This is a genomic window from Roseburia sp. AF12-17LB (assembly GCF_003479605.1).
Classification (GTDB): Bacteria; Bacillota; Clostridia; order Lachnospirales; family Lachnospiraceae; genus Roseburia_C; species Roseburia_C amylophila.
The window spans coordinates 40,573-60,827 of sequence record NZ_QUHR01000003.1; the positions used below are offsets into that span (position 1 = coordinate 40,573).

At 42.2% G+C, this 20,255-nt stretch carries 19 protein-coding genes; 1 reads left to right on the forward strand and 18 read right to left on the reverse strand.

Going from position 1 to position 20,255, the window contains the following annotated elements:
- Positions 1 to 29: 29 nt before the first annotated feature.
- From DWV68_RS04760 to DWV68_RS04815, 12 genes are all read right to left on the reverse strand, one after another.
- A complete protein-coding gene (locus tag DWV68_RS04760) occupies positions 30 to 827 on the reverse strand; it encodes a hypothetical protein (RefSeq protein ID WP_118177183.1) in 798 nt (265 codons plus the stop codon).
- A gap of 823 nt (positions 828 to 1,650) precedes the next feature.
- Positions 1,651 to 2,043: a 30S ribosomal protein S9 gene (rpsI, locus tag DWV68_RS04765; RefSeq protein ID WP_022242745.1), complete on the reverse strand. Its 393-nt coding sequence runs from the start codon at positions 2,041 to 2,043 to the stop codon at positions 1,651 to 1,653.
- 16 nt (positions 2,044 to 2,059) lie between these two features.
- A complete protein-coding gene (rplM, locus tag DWV68_RS04770; protein WP_022242744.1) occupies positions 2,060 to 2,488 on the reverse strand; it encodes a 50S ribosomal protein L13 in 429 nt (142 codons plus the stop codon).
- 234 nt (positions 2,489 to 2,722) lie between these two features.
- On the reverse strand, positions 2,723 to 3,460 hold the full coding sequence (gene truA, locus DWV68_RS04775; RefSeq protein ID WP_118172917.1) for a tRNA pseudouridine(38-40) synthase TruA: 738 nt from the start codon (positions 3,458 to 3,460) through the stop codon (positions 2,723 to 2,725).
- A 71-nt stretch (positions 3,461 to 3,531) separates the two neighbouring features.
- Entirely contained in the window at positions 3,532 to 4,386 is an 855-nt protein-coding gene (locus tag DWV68_RS04780; protein ID WP_118172861.1) for an energy-coupling factor transporter transmembrane component T family protein, read from the reverse strand.
- A complete protein-coding gene (locus tag DWV68_RS04785) occupies positions 4,380 to 5,249 on the reverse strand; it encodes an energy-coupling factor transporter ATPase (RefSeq protein WP_118172862.1) in 870 nt (289 codons plus the stop codon). The genes DWV68_RS04780 and DWV68_RS04785 overlap by 7 nt, the downstream gene beginning before the upstream one ends.
- Complete coding sequence (locus tag DWV68_RS04790; RefSeq protein WP_117841650.1) at positions 5,237 to 6,094, reverse strand: energy-coupling factor transporter ATPase; 858 nt, start codon at positions 6,092 to 6,094, stop codon at positions 5,237 to 5,239. Before DWV68_RS04790 ends, DWV68_RS04785 begins: the two co-directional genes overlap by 13 nt.
- An 11-nt stretch (positions 6,095 to 6,105) precedes the next feature.
- The gene (locus tag DWV68_RS04795) at positions 6,106 to 6,603 is read right to left on the reverse strand and encodes a tRNA (cytidine(34)-2'-O)-methyltransferase (protein ID WP_022242739.1); all 498 of its coding nucleotides are present in this window, start codon (positions 6,601 to 6,603) and stop codon (positions 6,106 to 6,108) included.
- The gene (locus tag DWV68_RS04800; protein ID WP_022242738.1) at positions 6,590 to 7,771 is read right to left on the reverse strand and encodes an aminotransferase class I/II-fold pyridoxal phosphate-dependent enzyme; all 1,182 of its coding nucleotides are present in this window, start codon (positions 7,769 to 7,771) and stop codon (positions 6,590 to 6,592) included. Before DWV68_RS04800 ends, DWV68_RS04795 begins: the two co-directional genes overlap by 14 nt.
- Complete coding sequence (locus tag DWV68_RS04805; RefSeq protein ID WP_117696612.1) at positions 7,768 to 8,250, reverse strand: Lrp/AsnC family transcriptional regulator; 483 nt, start codon at positions 8,248 to 8,250, stop codon at positions 7,768 to 7,770. Before DWV68_RS04805 ends, DWV68_RS04800 begins: the two co-directional genes overlap by 4 nt.
- Before the next feature lie 31 nt (positions 8,251 to 8,281).
- Positions 8,282 to 9,268 (reverse strand): AIR synthase family protein, encoded by a 987-nt coding sequence (locus DWV68_RS04810; protein WP_117696609.1) that lies wholly within the window; start codon positions 9,266 to 9,268, stop codon positions 8,282 to 8,284.
- Positions 9,269 to 9,385: 117 nt separating this feature from the next.
- Positions 9,386 to 11,020 (reverse strand): VanW family protein, encoded by a 1,635-nt coding sequence (locus DWV68_RS04815; RefSeq protein ID WP_117696605.1) that lies wholly within the window; start codon positions 11,018 to 11,020, stop codon positions 9,386 to 9,388.
- 352 nt (positions 11,021 to 11,372) lie between these two features.
- On the opposite strand from DWV68_RS04815, the gene DWV68_RS04820 reads away from it, so the two are divergent.
- Positions 11,373 to 11,966: a hypothetical protein gene (locus DWV68_RS04820; protein ID WP_118177184.1), complete on the forward strand. Its 594-nt coding sequence runs from the start codon at positions 11,373 to 11,375 to the stop codon at positions 11,964 to 11,966.
- Here the strand turns inward: DWV68_RS04820 and DWV68_RS04825 are convergent.
- The 6 genes from DWV68_RS04825 to DWV68_RS04850 all read right to left on the reverse strand — a co-directional run bounded on the left by DWV68_RS04825 (position 11,963) and on the right by DWV68_RS04850 (position 20,255).
- The gene (locus tag DWV68_RS04825) at positions 11,963 to 12,682 is read right to left on the reverse strand and encodes a 3'-5' exonuclease (RefSeq protein WP_118542138.1); all 720 of its coding nucleotides are present in this window, start codon (positions 12,680 to 12,682) and stop codon (positions 11,963 to 11,965) included. The genes DWV68_RS04820 and DWV68_RS04825 overlap by 4 nt on opposite strands.
- The gene (nth, locus tag DWV68_RS04830) at positions 12,679 to 13,311 is read right to left on the reverse strand and encodes an endonuclease III (RefSeq protein WP_118057088.1); all 633 of its coding nucleotides are present in this window, start codon (positions 13,309 to 13,311) and stop codon (positions 12,679 to 12,681) included. The genes DWV68_RS04825 and nth overlap by 4 nt, the downstream gene beginning before the upstream one ends.
- Positions 13,308 to 15,002, reverse strand: a complete 1,695-nt coding sequence (locus tag DWV68_RS04835) for a B12-binding domain-containing radical SAM protein (protein ID WP_118057087.1) — start codon at positions 15,000 to 15,002, stop codon at positions 13,308 to 13,310. Before DWV68_RS04835 ends, nth begins: the two co-directional genes overlap by 4 nt.
- A 20-nt stretch (positions 15,003 to 15,022) precedes the next feature.
- Positions 15,023 to 16,510, reverse strand: a complete 1,488-nt coding sequence (locus tag DWV68_RS04840; protein WP_158561826.1) for an ASKHA domain-containing protein — start codon at positions 16,508 to 16,510, stop codon at positions 15,023 to 15,025.
- A 925-nt stretch (positions 16,511 to 17,435) separates the two neighbouring features.
- Positions 17,436 to 18,011 carry a manganese efflux pump gene (locus DWV68_RS04845; protein ID WP_022242983.1) on the reverse strand — a complete coding sequence of 192 codons (576 nt, stop codon included), beginning with the start codon at positions 18,009 to 18,011 and terminating at the stop codon, positions 17,436 to 17,438.
- Positions 18,012 to 18,044: 33 nt separating this feature from the next.
- Entirely contained in the window at positions 18,045 to 20,255 is a 2,211-nt protein-coding gene (locus DWV68_RS04850; protein ID WP_118057085.1) for a hypothetical protein, read from the reverse strand.

A 20,255-nucleotide genomic window follows, 5' to 3' on the forward strand; every position in this document is an offset into this window, starting at 1 on the left:
CTTTAAAAGCTCCCTGCTTGTTTATATATCTATTGTAAATATCTGTCTATCATCTCTTCTATAATTTTAAAATCCTGCACATTCTGCTGAGTTTCAAATGTAAGTATCAGATTTTCACCCGGATATATTCCGTTCTTTTCATAAGATTCAATCTTTCTTATTGCTGCTCTTGCATATTCAGGGTCATCCATCATGCCCTCATGTTCCCAATAAATTTCCTTTCGCTTTTTTCTGGAAAAGAATGTAAAATCCGGATAAACAATCCCATATCCTTTTAAATATAATGGTTTTTCATATCTATATAAGATTTCTTTTCTATAAAAGAAGTCTGCCAGCATTTTTTCTGTTTTTGATCTCACACGTTCCCCTTTTTCCGTAATAATAACCGGCACTCCCTCCTGAAATTCTTTTCCCTTGTATTCTCTCCTATACCATTCCATTTCCAATTGCTCCTCTGTTGGTTCCACCGGAATCACGAATGCTTTTCGGGCAGGATGCTCCTTCTTATATACTTCTTCAATTTCATTATCATGATATGTCCCAACTAGCGATTTCATTTGTTGCAGCCGTTTTTCTGCTATTCTCAATACTTTTTCATCATATGATTTTTGAGCTAATTTTCTCACTAAATCCATCTCAGATTTTTGAAGAAATTTTTGGCATTTCATATCATTCTCTTTTTTCACATGATAAAACTGAGTATAATTATGAGATTTTGATACCCTGAGCGTTCCCTCTGGCATATCTGCTAATTCTTTTCTCAGCTTTCCAGCAATCTTCTCCAATCTCAAGTATTCCTCTATCAATAATTTTCTTAACCCCTTCATGCATTTCCTCCACTTCTTATTAATTGCAATAAATAACTCTACTTTTCCATTCTATTACAGTTGTTTTTTCTCCCCTCTCATTTTCAGCTGTAACTAAATCACCCCTTCTGCAGCTTTTTCTCCGGCTCTCCCAAATTCAGCTGTAACTTTTCACCCTTTTCTACAGCTTTTTTCCCGAAATGTTCATTTTGTGCTGTAACTATGCCTTCTCCTCTACAGCTTTTTTCTCGAATCTCTCATTTTCGGCTGTAACTATATCTTCTCCTCTACAGCTTTTTTCTCGAATCTCTCATTTTCGGCTGTAACTATATCTTCCCATCTACAGCTTTTTCCCTGAATTTCTCATTCTGCGCTGTAACTATGTCTTCTCCTCTACAGCTTTTTTCTCGAATCTCTCATTTTCGGCTGTAACTATATCTTCCCGTCTACAGCTCTTTCCCTGAATCGCTCATCCTGTGCTGTAACTATGTCTTCTCCTCTACAGCTCTTTCCCTAAATCTCTCATCCTGTGCTGTAACTGTGCCATCTTTTCTACAGCTCTTTCCCTGAATCGCTCATTTTGTGCTGCAATAGTCGCCAGTAGCAGCTTGTAAATGTAATCATATTCTGATTATGATAATGCTGATTATGATAATGCTTATCATTAAATTGTAACGGTAATCTGAAATTATATAATCTTGATTTCTGTTAAAATAATGCTATTTATAAGACTATTTCTATATATTGGAAAATGTGTACCCGACCTGGTACTTAGATAAAAATCCCGGAAGCCCAAAGCTTCCGGGAATATTGTTTGAATGTTTTGAATATAATTCGGAAACGACTAACGTTTGCTGAACTGTGGAGCACGACGTGCAGCTTTGAGACCGTATTTCTTTCTTTCTTTCATACGTGGGTCTCTTGTTAAGAATCCGTTAGATTTCAGAACTGGTCTGTAATCTGCATCAACGGTAAGTAATGCTCTTGCAATACCATGACGGATTGCTCCAGCCTGTCCTGTATATCCGCCACCTTTTACGTTTACCAATACGTCGAACTTGTCGGCTGTCTCAGTAACTGTTAATGGCTGACGAACGATAACTTTCAAAGTCTCTAATCCGAAATATTCATCGATATCTCTTTTATTTACTGTAATCTTACCTGTTCCTGGTACTAAATATACTCTGGCAACAGAGGATTTTCTTCTTCCTGTTCCGTAATACTTTGTATTAGCCAATGTTTTTTACCTCCTATTAAAATGTTAAAGCTTCTGGTTTCTGAGCTTCATGCTTGTGGTCTGGTCCTGCGTATACAAATAATTTAGTATACATTTCTCTTCCTAAAGGTCCCTTTGGAAGCATTCCCTTAACAGCGAACTCAATAACTCTTTCTGGATGCTTTGCTAACATTTCCTTTAATGTAGTCTCTTTCATACCGCCTACATAATCGGAATGATGGTAATAAATCTTCTGGTCTAATTTCTTACCTGTTACTTTAATCTTCTCTGCATTTACAACGATTACATAATCACCTGTATCGATATGTGGTGTAAATGTTGGTTTATTCTTTCCTCTTAATACTTTAGCAACTTCTGATGCTAAACGTCCTAATGTCTTTCCATCAGCGTCTACTACATACCATTTTCTCTCAATGGTTGCTGGACTAGCCATAAAAGTTTTCATTGGTTTACCTCCTTGAAATTATAAGGAACATATACATTCTGCGTAATGTCCGGACGCAGTCCGCTTTGCGTTCCACACTATTGTTTCTATAGTTGAAATGTCGCTCCGGGGCTTTGGATTGACATTCTTGTACTATGTCAGACTTAGATATTATAGTACACGACCCCTCGTGTGTCAAGTAAATTCTCTACAAATATTTTCCACAACATTCGCCATATACCATCTATCTTATTATCATAAATATTCGATTCCAATCATCGTTAATCCCTGTGCCGGTGCCGTTGGTCCTGCAGCACTTCTTTCCTTTGCCGCAAGAATTGTTTTTATCTCTTCCGGCTCTATCATTCCCATGCCTGCCTGAAGCAGGGTTCCTGCAATAATCCGGACCATATTATAAAGGAATCCATTTCCAGTAACACGGATTGTAATGATATCCTCCTGCCTGCTTACCGTCAGCTCATAAATGGTACGAACCGTTGTTTCAACCACTGCCGCTGTAGCACAGAAGCTTTTAAAATCATGTTCTCCCCTTAAATATTCTGCCGCCTGCTGCATCTTCTCTAAATCCAGCTTGCGGTAACAGAAATATGTGTTATTCCGATACATCGGAAGCGGAAACTCCCGGTTTAAAATCCGGTATTCATAGGTTTTCCGGCTGTCACAGTGTCTCGGATGAAAATCAGCTGGTACTTCCTCTGATTTCTGCACTACGATGTCCTCCGGAAGCCGCTGGTTCAGGGCATAAGAAATCTTTTCTGCCGGAATGCGGCTCTTCGTATCAAATACTGCTACATTTCCCATGGAATGTACACCCGCGTCCGTCCGGGATGCTCCGGTCACAACAATCTTTTCCCCTAAGAGACTGCTTAAAGTGCGGTTTAATACGCCCTCTATCGTCTCTCCGTTGGGCTGCACCTGCCAGCCGTGATAATTTGTGCCATCATAGGCTACAATTAGCTTCACCCGTTTCAATCGGTTTGGGGCAGATGGTGCTTTCTGTTCTTCTGTTTTCTCTATGTTCACAGCTGGATTTATCTCTATACTCATAATGGGAATGCTCCCGGAAGTATGCCGGCTGCCATACCGGACAATACGTTAGTCCAGAGGATACGAAGTCCGATAACCGCTGCAAGATATACCAGTAAAGTCAGATATGCCATGCGGTCACGTTTCTGATAATGAAGCGGTTTCATCTTGGTTCTGCCTTCTCCTCCACGATAACAGCGGGCTTCCATTGCCATCGCAAGGTCATTGGCACGGCGGAATGCAGATACAAATAACGGCACCAGAAGCGGCACCATATTCTTCGCTTTCTGAATCAGATTTCCATGTTCAAAATCTGCTCCTCTTGCCATCTGCGCCTTCATAATCTTATCTGTCTCTTCGATTAAGATAGGGATAAAACGTAATGCAATAGACATCATCATTGCAATTTCATGTACCGGGACTTTAATATATTTTAATGGAGATAACGCTTTTTCCAGACCATCTGTCAACTCATTTGGTGTTGTGGTAAGTGTCATCAGCGAGGTTCCGATAATTAAGAAAATCAGACGAACCATCATGACAACAGCATTTTTCAATCCCTCATAAGTAATGGTAAAAATCCAGAAGGAAACCAGCTTTGTTCCCGGTGTCAAAAACAAATTAAATACCGCTGCAAATAACATAATCAGTACAATGGTTTTCAATCCTTTAACCATATAGGAAAATGGCACCTTTGACAGCTTGATTAATACTACCAGAAAGATTGCTGCCAGTATAAATGCCGGTAGTCCCTTAAATACAAACAGGGAAATAATATAAATCAGCGTTCCAAATAATTTTACCCTCGGATCCAGCTTGTGAATGACTGAATCTGCCGGATAATATTGTCCTAATGTAATATCTCTTAACATACTGTTCCATCCTGTCTCTTTGTTATCACACGCAGGATTTCATCCCGTGCCTCATCTACTGTAGTTGCATCTGTACTCACCGGAAAGCCTTCCTCTTTTAACTCATGCATCAGATAAGTTACCTGAGGTGCAGCAAGTCCGATTGCTTCCAGTTCTTTATAATGACGGAATACTTCCTTCGGGACATCATCGAACATAACCTGTCCCTGATTCATTACGATAATCCTGCTTACATATTTTGCTACATCTTCCATGCTATGGGAAACAAGGATAATCGTTATCTTTCGTTCCTTATGCATTGCTGCAAGCAAATCTAAGATTTCATCACGGCCCTTCGGGTCAAGTCCCGCTGTCGGTTCATCTAAAATCAGTACTTCCGGGCGCATAGCAAGCACTCCTGCGATTGCCACCCGGCGTTTCTGTCCACCGGATAAATCAAATGGTGACTGATAATATAATTCTTCCGGAAGTCCTACGCTCCGTAATGCTTCAAATGCCCGAAGTCCTGCCTCTTCCTTGGTCAGTCCCTGGTTCTTTGGTCCAAAGGATACATCATCAAAAATAGTAGTTTCAAAAAGCTGATGCTCCGGATACTGAAAGACAAGTCCCACTTTACTACGCAGGGCTTTCATATCAAAGTCCTCTTCGTAAATATCCTGTCCATTATAATAAATGCCGCCGCTGGTAGCTTTTACCAGTCCGTTCAAGTGTTGAATCAGGGTGGATTTACCGGAACCGGTATGTCCGATGATACCGATAAATTCTCCATCTTCTATTTTCAGATTAACATCCTTTAAGGCATGTATCTCATAGGCAGTGCCTGAGCTGTAAACATAATTTAATTCATTTATTAGGATTGACATAGCTTTTTCAACGCCTCCGTCAGTTCTTCTCTGGTCAGGATTCCATCCGGTATATCCAGTCCCGCTTTCTTAAGTTCATATGCCAAAAGCGTAATCTGCGGTACATCCAGACGATATTCCTTCAACCGTTCCACCTGGGAAAAGATGCTGCGCGGTGTTCCCTGCATCACAACTTTTCCTGCATCCATAACATAAACATGGTCAGCATCAACTACTTCTTCCATATAATGTGTAATCAGAATGATGGTAACACCTTTTTTCCGGTTCAGTTCATGGACAGCCTCTAATACTTCTTTTCTTCCAACCGGGTCTAACATAGCTGTCGGCTCGTCCAGAACAATACACTCCGGCTGCATTGCCATAACTCCGGCAATTGCCACACGCTGCTTCTGTCCGCCGGATAATTTATTTGGGGAATGCTCTCTGTATTTTAACATGCCAACCGCTTTTAAACTTTCTTCCACGCGCTGCCAGATTTCATCTGTCGGCACACCTATATTTTCCGGGCCAAATCCGACATCCTCTTCAACCACGCTTGCAATAATCTGGTTGTCCGGATTCTGGAATACCATTCCGGCACGCTGTCTGATATCCCAGATATTCTTCTCTTCTGTGGTATCAAATCCATCTACCCAGAGACTTCCCTCTGTGGGCTCTAAAATTGCATTGATATGCTTGGCAAGGGTAGATTTTCCGGAACCGTTGTGTCCTAATACTGCGATAAAGTCACCTTTTTTTACATCAAGGCTTACTTTATCAAGGGCAGTCTGGATAGACTCCACATTGCCTTCTTCATCACGTCTTATATATTCATGTACCAAATCTTTTGCTTTGATGATGCCCATAATTTACCTTTCTACCAATGTAATCTGTGCAGTTCACCCGCCAGCCGCATATGGTCAAAATTGTTCTGGCGCAGTGCTTCATATAATACGATTGCTGCTGAATTGGATAAGTTTAAGGAACGGGTATCTCCGATCATAGGAATCCGGATACACTCATCCGGATGCTGTATCAGAATTTCTTCCGGAATACCCGCACTTTCCTTTCCAAACATAATATAACAGTCCGGCTCATAATTTACTTCTGTATAAACATGGCGCCCCTTGGTGGTTGCCATATAAATCTTTGCACCCGGATTCTTCTCTAAGAAATCCTCATAATTGACATATCTTGTCACATCCAGCTGGTCCCAGTAATCCATTCCTGCCCGCTTGATTGCTTTCTCTGTCAGATGGAAGCCCAGCGGCTCAATCAGATGCAGTCTGGTTCCGGTTGCTACACAGGTTCTTCCGATATTTCCGGTATTATAAGGAATCTCCGGCTCATAAAGTACGATATTAAGCTTCGCCATTGTTCCCGCCTCGCAATCCTGTTATGTAACGCTCCATACGGTCTAATGCCTCTTTCAGATTATCCAGGGAATAAGCATAGGAAATACGGATAAATCCTTCTCCGCAGTCACCAAATGCAGTTCCCGGAACAACCGCTACCTTCTCTGTCTTTAAGAGATTGGTGGCAAATTCTTCAGAAGTCATGCCAAATTCTTTGATACATGGAAAACAGTAAAAGGCTCCATATGGTTCAAAACACTCCAAGCCCATTTCTTCAAAACGGTGCATCAGATATCTTCTTCTGCCATTATATTCTTCCCGCATTCTCTGGACATCTTCATCTCCTGCCCGGAGTGCATCCACTGCTGCATACTGTGAGGTAGTCGGTGCACACATAATTGCATACTGATGAATCTTTAACATCTGGTCTAAGATGATTCTCGGTCCGCAGGCATAGCCCAAACGCCATCCGGTCATCGCATGGGATTTGGAAAATCCATTGATAACAATGGTACGCTCCTTCATGCCCGGAAGGGATGCAATAGAAATATGCTTCTCGGTATAAGTCAGTGCAGAATAAATCTCGTCACTGATGACAAAGAGGTCATGCTTCTTTACTACCTCTGCCACTGCTTCTAAATCTTTTTTCTCCATGATTGCTCCGGTCGGATTATTCGGGAAAGGCATAACAAGAAGCTTGGTCTTTGGTGTAATTGCCGCTTCTAATTCTTCTGCAGTCAGACGGAAATCGTTTTCTGCCTTAAGATTAATCGGCACCGGCACACCATTGGCAAGCACGGCACATGGCAGATATGATACATAACTTGGCATCGGGATTAATACTTCATCGCCCGGGTCAAGCATGGCACGCATGGCAATATCAATTGCCTCGCTTCCGCCCACGGTTACTACGATTTCATGCTGATAATCATACTGCAAGTCATAATTACGGAATAAGTATTTTGCAATTTCTATTTTTAATTCTTTTAATCCGGCATTGGAAGTATAGAAGGTACGTCCCTTCTCTAAGGAATAAATTCCCTCATCCCGGATATGCCATGGAGTATCAAAATCCGGCTCGCCTACTCCTAAGGAAATAGCATCTTCCATCTCATTTACAATATCAAAAAATTTCCGGATTCCAGATGGCTGTATCGTTACGATTGTTTTTGATAATGGATTTCTCATGGTATCATCTGTATCCTTTCATCTTTTGATTTTGCTGCCATAATGGTTCCGTGGTCTTTGTATTTCTTTAAGATAAAGTTGGTCTGTGTGCTTAATACAGAATCCAGTGCAGAAAGCTTCTCAGATACGAACTGGGATACTTCACGCAGGCTCTTTCCCTCGATGGTCACCAAAAGGTCAAAGCTTCCTGAAATCAGATATACAGAATTTACTTCCGGATAATTATAAATACGCTCTGCTACTTTATCAAATCCCATACCACGCTGCGGAGTAACCCGTACTTCAATTAATGCGGATACTTTTTCTACGCCGGCTTTATCCCAGTTAATCAAGGTATGATAGCCACAGATGATATTTTCTTTCTCCATTGCTTCTAATTCATTCATAACGGCTGCTTCTTCTACGCCTAATACAACAGCCAGCTCTTTTAAATCGATTCTGCTGTTCTTCTCTATAAAGGTTAAAATCTTCTCTCTCATGCTTCAATTCCTCCAATTGATTTCTGATTTACTACTGAATTACTTTATATAATTCATCCGTCTTCGGTGGTTCTAAAAATCTGCGTTCGTCCTCATTCATAAGCACGCGGTCATTTCCCGCAGTTGCTTTTCCGATTACCGTTGCTTCAATACCATTTTCCTTTAATCTTCTGATCAGCTCATTTCCATCAGCTGCTGCCATCAGCATACAGCCGCTGGAGATCAGTTCATAGGGATTGATATGGAAAAACTCACAGACTTCTACTGTCTCCTGCCGAAGCGGAATCTTCTTTAAGTCGATTTCCAGTCCGACGCCGGATGCTTCTGCCATCTCCCAGAGTGCTCCGAATATACCGCCCTCTGTTACATCATGCATTGCTCCCACGCCAGACTTCACGGCGGTGGCGGCCTCCGGCATTACAGATAAATACCGGTCAAGAGCCTGTGCCTGTTCTACAAAATGCCTGGAAAAATGAGTACAGAGTTCTTCTTCCTTTTCATGGGCAATAATAGCTGTTCCCTCTAAGCCAATCCACTTAGTGGCAATGATGTCCATGCCCGGTTTTGCTCCTCCGGTAGAAATGAGTCCGTTCTTCTTTACCTTCCCTACACCGCATACAGTAACCAGTGGCTGATTTACCACCCTGGTAATCTCGGTATGTCCGCCCATAATCTGAACGGACACCGCCGCGGCAGCCTCTTCCAGCTCCTGCATCAGTTGTTTCAAAAGGCTTTCTTCCGTGTGCTCCGGCAGCAATATGGTTAACATAACTCCAATTGGTTCTGCTCCGGCACTTGCCAGGTCATTAGTAGTAATGAGAATTGCCAGCTTTCCGATTTCATGGATTGTTCCTGTAATCGGATCCGTAGACATTACAAACATCTCATCCGGGGCAAGGGTAAGGGCAGCACAGTCTTCTCCCACGCCTGCACCTAACACAACTTCCTTTCTCTTCGTATGCAATTGTCTGATTACGGAGCGTTTTAATACGCTTTCCGGCACTTTTCCTATCTTCATAGATTCTTCTTCCCATTTTTACAGCATAAGGCTGTCTCATAGCCGAGGCAGCCTTTCTTGCTTCTTATTTACGCGGGTGGCGATAAAAATCGCATGCCTGCATCATCTTTCACCGTTTTACTGGGTGGTTGCAGCTCCATCTCCGGTTCCTGTATCCGGTGTCGTCGGTGTCGTCGGTGTTGTTGGTGTTGTTGGTGTAGTCGGTGTTGTTGGTGTTGTTGGTGCGGCAGGTGCATCAGCCGGTGGCTCTACTCCACCGGAAGCCGCCTGTTGCTGCTGCTGCGCTGCAGCTTCTGCCGCTCTTGCTGCTACCGCATCTGAGCACCAGGTTGCTGCTGCAGAACGGATAACTGCTTCATCCTGCGTTGCAATCGCTGCATTCATTGCTCCAATTGCCTCTTCATTATCAGAGCCCATACCAACAGAAATAATTCTAGGTGTTGCTTTATATTTACTGGTATTAAATACCTCTCTGCTTTCTTCTACGCCATCTACAGTAACAATCTTCCAGAGTTTTGCCGATTTACCGATGTGTGCTTTCTGAACGGTTACAGTTCCAATCGGGTCTTCGGTAGTCTGCACCTGAATAGTCGGCTCTTCTTCACTGACCGTTTCACTGACAAAGCTTACCTGACGGTCAGCCGGTCTTGTCTCCTGACCAAATACATTGAAATATACAATACCGCCGCTGCAGTATCCTTCAATATAAATCGGAGCCTCCTGATTATTCTTAAATTTCAAATCCTTTAAATTGCTGGCAATCGCTGCATCCATAGATGGCTGTACATATGTTACCAGCATGGAATGTGCATAACGCTCGGTAATATCCAGTTCTGCACGGATAACCGCATTATAAAGCGTTGTGGAAACCTGACATACCCCACCACCATAAGATTCTACGGTTGTACCATTCTCATATGCACCTGCCAGTTCATATCCACCGGAAGCGTCCAGTGGTGCAATAGCTTCATACACAGAAAATTCCTCTCCCGGGTAAAGTACGGTTCCATCGATTTTACTTACCGCATTTTTTACATTTGCCACACGACCGGCAGAAGAATCACTGAAGTCGGTAGAGAAAGAGCCCAGTAAATCCTTTACCTTGGAAAGTTCTTCTGCAGTTCCTTCCGGCTCTACCACATTTGCTACCAGACTGATGGCTGCATCTCCGCCCTTCCATTCTTCGGTAAAATATTTCTGTAAACTTTCTACAGAAGCATCCTCATCTACTTCGATACCTTCCTGGCCATCGATGATTTTAAATTCACCATCCTCACGTGTAAGGCCATTGTTGACCGCTTCCTGGTTCAGCTCTTTGGCGTGATTTTCCAGAAAACTTTTTGTGGTGTCTGTATCTACGGTATATATAATATCAAATACTTTATTTTCCTTTTCCAGATCTTTCTTCGCTTTGTAACGCTCCAGAAGATTTCCCGTACGGGTATAATTCATTGCTTCTTTTACGATATCCTTATTGCTCCAGCTCAATCCCAGATCAGAAGGGCTTGCCTTTACACTGTTTTCTGCAGCGGACAGTTCAAAGGTCGCATCCTCATAAGCAGATACTGCTGCTTCTACAGCTGCCTCTGCATCTGATTCACTCATTCCGCCTACAGACACATCCCCGATATATACGTTCTGTGGAATCACTTCTGCATTTTCATCCGCTTTCACAATTGCGGTTGCTGATACACCCGCTGTTACTGCGAGTACCAGTCCCAGAATCGGAAGCACTAATTTTATTTTTTTCATATTCTTCCTCTCAATCTCTTAAACCCTCAAGACATTTTAAAGCTTTTTATTCACCAGATTACACTGTGAAAGTTTTGCTAACACTCATTTTATCATATAACTTTGCATTTTCAAGCGTCATAACTACTAATATATTTGACAGAAATACGCGATTTCTGTATATTATGACATGATGAATGCATAAAAAATTCTATGAAAAAATAGTGATGCAAAGGGATAATACCATTGCTGCAACGAGAATAATTGCGATAAATCCTGCGAAATATTTTTTCCCTTTTGAATTTTTAAAATTAATCATTTCATTCACCTCATATTTATTTTTATACTACTATACTTTCGAAAGGAGCAAACTATGTTTCCTATCATACTCATATGCTTTATCATTTTTGTTGTTTTTCTAAACTCCAGAAAGCGTCAGATTACCAAACAGGAACAGGAAATTACCGAGCAGTTCTGGGCCCGTGAAAATAAAGCCAACGCCACCCGCCGCCGCAGTCTTGACAACCTTCCTTATATTACTATTCCGGAAGAACTGCTGACTCCCCCGGCACAGGCATCTGAAGATGTCCTCACCCTTTATGAAACACTTCGTCAGCTGTCTGCCAAAAAAATCGTTAATCTGAATGGCAAAACCAATACCGATTTAAAATTAGCTTACGGTGCTGCCAGCCTTGCAGCTCTGACCGAGTTTGATGAAAATTATAATACTTTAATCTGTACCATTGCAAAACTTGGCAAACTGCTCTGCGACCAGTCTGAAGCCAAAGCCGCCATCGATATTCTGCTCTTTGGCATCCGCTGCGGAAGCGATATTACAGATAATTATACGTTGTTAGTTCCTCTTTTAAAAGAAACAAACGACTGCAGTTCACTGACCGAAGTATATCAGAAGCTTGCCACACTGCCGGAAGGCTCCAGAAAACGTATCAAAGGAAAACTTTCCTAATCTTTCGGACATCTTCCATACTGTGAAATCAACTTATCCATAAGACGCGATGCTTCGCTTCTGGTCAGTTGTTCCCAGACAATGTCAAGTTCTATTTTATGATAATCCGCCAGTTCCTTCAAGTGAATTTTTTGAATTTTCGTTGCAGGAGTCTGGCGTTTTGTTTTATAAATCAAATCTTTCGGTTCAAATACTTCCGGATTTGTTTCTCCATATGTCTTTTGTAAATACTGATAAAGTTCATGGGTTGCCAGTGCATCATAGATTGCCCGGTGCTCCCGCTCCCGCTCGATATCAAGGTAATCGCAGAGACATTCCAAAGACTTTTTTCCCGGACGTAGCATACATTTGCGTGCTGCTTTCAACGTATCTACTGCTTTTTTTTCAAACGGCACTTTCTCATTGACTGCCTGCTGCTTTAAGAAGCTATAGTCAAATATGATATTGTGTCCCACCAGAATATCATCTCCGATAAATTCTGCTGTCTTATGAAATGCTGCTGCCGGACTTAAGCCTTCCTTTACCATCGCATCGGTAATTCCGGTAAGTTCTGTTATCTCCTGCGTAATTTTCCTGCCGGGATTCACAAAAATGTCCATGGTATCCGTCACTTCGCCATTTCTTATTTTTGCCGCTCCCACCTCAAGGATGGCATCATTTTTCGGATGAAGCCCCGTCATTTCAAGGTCAATTACTGTATAATCCTGTGGTATCATTTCCGCTTATCCTCTGCTTTACACAAATCCTGTAAGAAACATTCGCTGCATTTTGGTCCTCTTGCAAAACAGATATTTCTTCCGAATGTTATAATCTGGATGTTATATAAAATCCAGTGATCCTTCGGTAATACTTTCATCAGATCATATTCTACTTTTACCGGATCATCCTCTTTTGTAAATCCAAGGCGTTTGGAAATACGTTTTACATGGGTATCTACTACGATACTTGGGTCATGGTAAATATTTCCCCGGATGACATTTGCAGTCTTTCGTCCAACTCCTGCAAGGGAAGTAAGTTCTTCCAATGTAGACGGAACTTCTCCATGATATTCCTGAACCAGCGTCCTCGCACAGGATATGATATTCTTCGCCTTATTGTGATAAAATCCGGTGGAACGGATGTCCTCTTCTAATTCCGTCAGATCTGCATTTGCAAATTTTTCCAAGGTGTCATATTTTTTAAACAATGTTTCTGTCACAACATTTACCCTGGCATCCGTACACTGTGCACTTAAGATTACTGCAATTAAAAGCTGCCATGGTGTCTCATGATTCAGATAACAGATGTATTCAGTACCATAGGTTTCATCTAATCTTTTTAATATTTCTGCCGTTCTTTTTGTCACTTTGTCTCTCCCTCCCACTGAATTATCGTAACTTCCGCCTGATTTGTCAGCGGATTTCTGTTTTCATAATCAAATTTCAGATAGTATGGTCCGCATTTTCTGCCAAATGTATCTTCTTCGAAGCTATAGTCAAAGCATTCGATATGCGCAAGGCTTCCCTTCGGGCAATATGCTCTTGTCACATCTTTCCACTGCGCATAATCCTTTGCCCATTTCGGACGGCTCTTGGCATTTTCCCTGCTGTAAATATCATAAGTTGCCGCCTGATAGAACACTTCCATGTCAGCCACCCCAAGGCTTTCTACATATTCTAAGAGAATCTCGCTTCGCCGCATTCTGGTATGGCTCATGGCAAGGTAGCCATGTTCCTCATAGAAATGTCCCAGATTTTCAAACATATGATACGCACTTTCGTGTATCGTCTCTAGCAGCCGGATGCTCACCGGAAACTGTGTGCTGTTATAATATACCTCAAGCATTTCTTCTGCCAGCTTTATGTTACAGATATCTTCGTAGGAAAGCCACTTCGTCCGAAGCACCTCATAAGGTGGTTTTGCCTGGTATACTGCCTTATACTCTTTTGCATGTTCATACATATAAGAGCCTTTTAAAACCTTTAAGAAACCAAGCTGCAGCTGCTCCGGTTTCCATTCATAAATATCATCAAAGGAATGGGTAAATGTTTCATAATCTTCAAAAGGCAGCCCTGCGATTAAATCCAGATGCTGATGAATGTTTCCTGCCTTCTGGACTTTTTTCATCATCCGGTGCACATCTTTTAAATCCATATGACGGTGGATTTCCCGGATTGTTTCATCATGGGTGGACTGAACCCCGATTTCCAACTGTATCAGACCCGGACGCATCTTTGCAATTAAGTCTGCTTCCTCATCTGTCAGCAAATCCGCTGCAATTTCAAAATGAAAATTCGTGATTCCATTATCATGTTCTAAAATATACTGCCAGATTGCCATGGCATGCTTTTTGTCACAATTAAAGGTACGGTCAACAAATTTAACCTGTTTTACCTTCTGGTCTAAGAAAAACTGTAACTCTCTTTTTACGATTTCCACATCCCGGAACCGAAGTATCTTCTCTACCGAGGACAGGCAATAGCTGCAACGGAACGGACAGCCCCTGCTGGATTCATAATAGATAATCCGGTGGGAAAAATCCTCCGACAAATCATAGCAGAAGGGAATCGTATTCATATCAAGAATTTCCTGCGACTCATGAATCTGCACATTTCCAGCTCCATCAAAAAGGGCTATGCCCTTCATCTCCTCCAAACTGCCTTCTCCCTTCACATAATACCTGCAAAGCTCCGAGAAAGTTTTCTCCCCTTCGCCGATTATGACACCGGTAATAAACGGATGCTCTTTTAAGAACGCCTCCACTTCATAGGAAACCTCCGGACCTCCCACCCAGATCGGAACCTTGGGACAAAGTTTATGAAATTCCTCTGCCACTTCTAAAATAATGGAAATATTCCAGATATAGCAGGAAAAGCAGATTACATCCGGCTTTTTCAGATAAATCTCCCTTAAAATATATTCTGTCCGGTTATTAATGGTGTATTCTGCCAGTACTATATTTTCTTTTAATTCTCTGGCATATGCCCGCAGGCTGTAAACCGCAAGATTCGAATGAATATACTTTGCATTTACTGCCGTGAGTAATATTTTCTTCATGATTTCTTCCTCTTTTATTTCTATTCTGGGAAATTCATATTGGCAACATATCGTTCCTCAAAGTCCGCCTGTTCTGCAAGATTGATTGATTCGCATTTTCTTATCATTTCTTCCGTGCGGCTCCTGTTTTCTTCCGAACTTCCATAGGCGATACAGCCCTGCAGAGATGTATTTCCGACTGCTTTTGTACACTTCTCTAATTCCGCCGGAAGCAGTCCAATGCCTGCTGCTATATGCACATCCAGATATACCCCAAAGCCTCCTGACAAATATACTTTTTTTATCTCTCCCATGGAAATGCCTGCCTGCTCTAACAGTAATTCGATTCCGCTGTGAATTGCCGCTTTGGCAAGCTGCACCTCTCTGATATCCTGCTGGGTAAAAGTAATCTGTTTTCCATCCTTCATCCGTGCCAGCGGAAACCCTTCTTCCCTGTATTTTTCCTTCATCTGACCGGATGCATCTATGATATGATTTTCATAAAGTCCTGCCACCAGCTCTAACACGCCGGTTCCACAGATTCCCGTTGCCGGTGTGTTTCCAATCGTTCCAATAATTGCCCGCTCTCCAATGACACGCACCTTGCTGATTGCTCCGGTCACACTGGCAACACCGCATGAAATATTTCCACCTTCTAATGCCGGTCCTGCCGGTGCAGAGGTGGCAATCATCTTATCCTCTAATGCCAGCACCATTTCTCCATTGGTTCCCAAATCCAAAAGCAGGGAAGGTCTTTCTTCTTCATCCATCCCACACGCCAGCATGCCAGCTGCAATATCTGCGCCCACAAATGCTGAAATTCCAGGCAGTAACGTCACCGGTATGTTCGAAAGGCTGTCCTTTCGTTCTGCAAGACTGACCGGAGTAAATGGTGCCTTACCAAGTCCCTCACAGGAATCTCCCATATAAAGATGTTCCATGGTGGTATTTCCTGCAATATAAATATGCTCAATTACAATGTCTTTCTGTTTCTTCTGTATCTCTTCTGACAGGTTTAAAATATCCTGCCGGATTAATGTCTTTAATTTTTCACCCGTTCCCGCTACAGATGCCTTAATTCTGCTTAATACATCCTGTCCAAATATACGCTGGCTGTTGCCGCAGCCTGCTGTAGCAAGCACTGCTCCTGTTTCCTTCTCTACCAGCGCTGCAGCTATGGTGGTAGTCCCGATATCTACTGCAAGGAAAGTTTTTCTCGTTTGTCCTTTTGCCTCCCGTGCTCTGCCTTCTGTTATATTTATTTTTTCTACTCCTGCAATCTGGGTTAATTCTTCTCTTCCCTCTCCCCAGCCAAAGGCGGAAATTATAATATCTTCTTCCGGTTTCGGATAGAGTTTACAGGAATTCACCCATGCACCGTCTATCTCTACTTTACATTTCCCACAGGTGCCGTTTCCACCACATGCCATAGGAACCTTATAATCTTTCCGAAGCAGTGCCTGTGCGATGCTTTCTCCCGGCTGCATAATAATGTCCTGATGTAGTTGTCCAATTCGAAGTTTCAGCATTGTGGTCACTGCCTCCTTTCCTTGTGGTTGCCTATAAGCTGTCTTGTCCAGCATTCCTCGAAAACGCCTTTCCATTGTTTTGATAGCCTCGCTGCATTATCCATCGACTACAAATGCAACATAATGCCTGCAAGGGGCACTAAGAATTTCGACATAGCTATCGTATACTCCGGCAACCGGCGCCAATTCACATCCATGTTCAATTGCGCCTCGCCGGCACTTCCCTGTGCCGGCGTTGCCTGGAAGCAGGCAAAATTCTAAGTGCCCCTAACAGCCCTTATCATGCATTCGAAGTCGATGGACAATGCAGCTACGATATCAAATACCGGAAAGTCTGTTTATTTGCACTACTGTGGCTATTATACCCCCCGGCATTGCTACTTAACAAGGGGGAAAATCTTTTCTGTTCTGCCTTAGCACACCTATCTATAAAATTTATATAAAAATTTTCAAAAAGAATTGACAGATAATGTATTATCTTATAGACTGATGGTAACATATAAGTAAAAAGTAATTGGGCTGGTCAAGCGACCCTGGTCCACCGAGCGGCGGGGAATTTCCCCGCCATTACTATTTCAACATATCTATCATTCAAAGGACAAATCTATGACAAATAAAATTCTAAGCGTTTTTATTGATGAATCCGGAGACTTCGGTCCCTATGATTCACATGCTCCCTATTATCTTGTTTCTATGGTATTACACAACCAATCCATTTCCCTTTCCGAAAATATTACAAATTTTGACAGACATTTAACTAATCTTGGCTATCCCAACCACGCTATTCACACCGGTCCCCTTATTCGTCGGGAATCCATCTATTCTCATGATTTAACTTCGGAACGAAAACGTCTTTAAACTACAAATACCGCCGGCAGCTGCGCTCCCAAACGCAGTTGCCGGCGGTATTTTCACGCCCTTATATTTATAATATAAACCTTATTATTACATCTACTCCGCCAATCAGAAGAAGAATTCCTCCAATCAGATATACCTTTGTCTTCTGTTCATAGCCGAAATGATATCCAACATAAGCACCACCGACTACACAGACAACAGTTAGTATGATTCCAACCAGTATTAATGACAGTAGGCTTGTTCCCAGAAAGCCAAATGCTGCACCGGTCAGGAATGTATAAAATGATGTTACAGCACAAATCCGTACGAATTTATGTACGCCAAGATTCTCTTCCCGGCGTTCATCAATCCGGTCATTCTTCCAGGCTTTAATCAAAAGCCGGATTCCCAGACACAGGAATACTGCCACTGAAATCACTTCACCTAATATAACCTGTGATTCTTTAATATCATATTTACACAGGAGGTCGGCTCCAAGATTTCCAAGATATAAAACAATTACCTGCCATACGGATACCAGTAATGTCACCAGCACAAGCTGTTTGGTACGAATCTTAGCTAACATTGCTCCCTGACATTCTACTGAAGCAAATACATCCATGGAAAGTCCGCATACAATTATTAATGTTTCTATCCAGTTCATCTTCCGTCCTCCTTTCTCTTAAAATTATTATACTTAATCCTCTGCCTTAATGGAAGCAGTTTCCCAAATAAATTTTACATTTCCTTTGACACCATCTGCTGTTCTGGTAAATGTGTTATATTCATTTCCGGCATCCAGCACTGCATCTACTTTATCCAAGAGCTCTTTCAAATCTCCGTTGTAAGCATCCGCAAGTTTCTCAATTGCCTGCTCATCAAACTGTGCCATTCCATCTGCCAGTGTCTCAGAGCCATCCTCTAACTGGTCTACACCATTTATCAGAAGGTCTGTTGCACTCTTCAAAGAAGTCATTCCTGCATTCAGTTTGTCATTATTTGCAACTAAGGTATTTGCTCCGTCTGCCAGCTGTTTTGCACCATTGGTCAAATCTGTAATTCCCTGTGAAAGTGCGCCATTTACAGAGCTGTCTAATGTATTAACACCTGCTACAATTCCATCGTCACCATTCAGGCCTGCATCTAAGGATGCTGCTCCAGTCTTTAAGGTTGCAAGCTGTGTATCATCAAACTGTGCAAGTCCTGCCTGTACCTGAGCCAGTGCCTGTGCACCACCTGTAGTTCCAAGCTTGGTTGCAACTGCTGAAATATTCTGTAACTGGGCTGCATAAGCTGTGCTTAAGCTATTGAAATCAACCGCACTGCCTGCCTGGGTAGTTACTGCTAAAAGTGTTGCATTGGTTGTATCATCCAGCATATAAATATTAGCATCTGCATTAACCGCCTGTAATCCGCCACCGGTTGCTGCTACTACCTGTGAATAGGCACCGTTTAATGTACTTCCCGGGGTCTGTAACTGCTGTAATACTGCAAGATAATTTACTGCTGCACTGGTATAATCAGTCAATGCGGAAGTAAATGCTGCCTGTGCATCTGCTGAAGATGCATAAGCATCCATTCCTGCAAGACTGCCATTTACAGTAGATTTCAAGGTTCCGATTCCATCTACCAGCTGGGCAACTCCACCATTAATCTGTGTTGCACCGGCTCCTGCCTGCTGCACACCAGTCTTTAATGCAGATACACCACTTGTCAGTGCCGGAGCACTTTCTGCAAGCTTTGCAATGCCGGAGTTTAAGGTATTTGCACCATCTGCTACTGCAGATGCACCAGAAGTATAATCTTTCACACCAGACTGTGCTGTTCCAACACCAGCTTTAAATTCTCCAAGACTGCTCTGTAATGTTTTCAGTCCGTCGGATAACTCGCTGCTGCCATCTACCAACTGGTCAGATGCATCAGTCATCTCATCTATTGTATCGGATAATACAGATAAGTCAATATCTCCATTTACATTCATTTCAGAAAGAAGGTTGCTGGATGCCATGGATACTGTCATGTCCAGTGAGAAATCTTCTACATCTGCAGTTACTTCTACATAATCCGGGAACTGGACATCATCACCAAGGTCAGCATCATCAATACCAAGGCTTTCTTTTAAACCTGGCATTGTGATTCCTACCACAATATTGTTTTTTCCATCAGAAATTACTTTTCCATTGGTAACTTCTACATTCGTGAAGTTATCATTTAATACCATTCCGGTTACAACAGAGAACGGAACATAGACATCTGTGGATTTGCCATCGATAGTCTTTGTTGTCTTCTCATTATTGGTAAATTCAAAACGCATGGTAACTTTTCCGCTCTTTCCGGCTAAATCCTTTGGAGCAATTTCTTTTCCATCCAGATAGTAAGTAATTTTCTGGGTAATCGGAGCTTCTTTATCCGTAGTACCCTGATAGAAGATATCATTTCCCTGTGCATCCCAGGTTACTTTATCTCCATCCTGTTTGAAGGTCTCATCGCCTTTTACATTCTTGATATCCTTTAAATCAGATGCGTCCTCCAAAGTATCTGCATTCTCTTTATTCTTTAACCAGTCACTTACGATGGTTTTATTTACGGTACCATCTGCATCTGCAATCATATATACTGTTTCATCTTTTCCGGTTTCTTCTGTTTCCTTATCGGAATTCAGAAGATTTCCCAGCTGGTCTTTTAATTCCGATTTGGTTTCTTCTGCGTCTGCATTTTCTGCATCTGTATCCTCCGTAGAAGCTTCTTTCTCAGTAGTCTCCTCTGATACGCTTTCGGTAGATGGCTTTGCTGCATTTACCTGCCATACGCCATAACTGGTTCCAAGCATTGCCACCATCAGCACACCTGCGATTACACGAATCGCATATTTATTTTTGAATTTATTCTTTAATTCTGAAAATTTCAT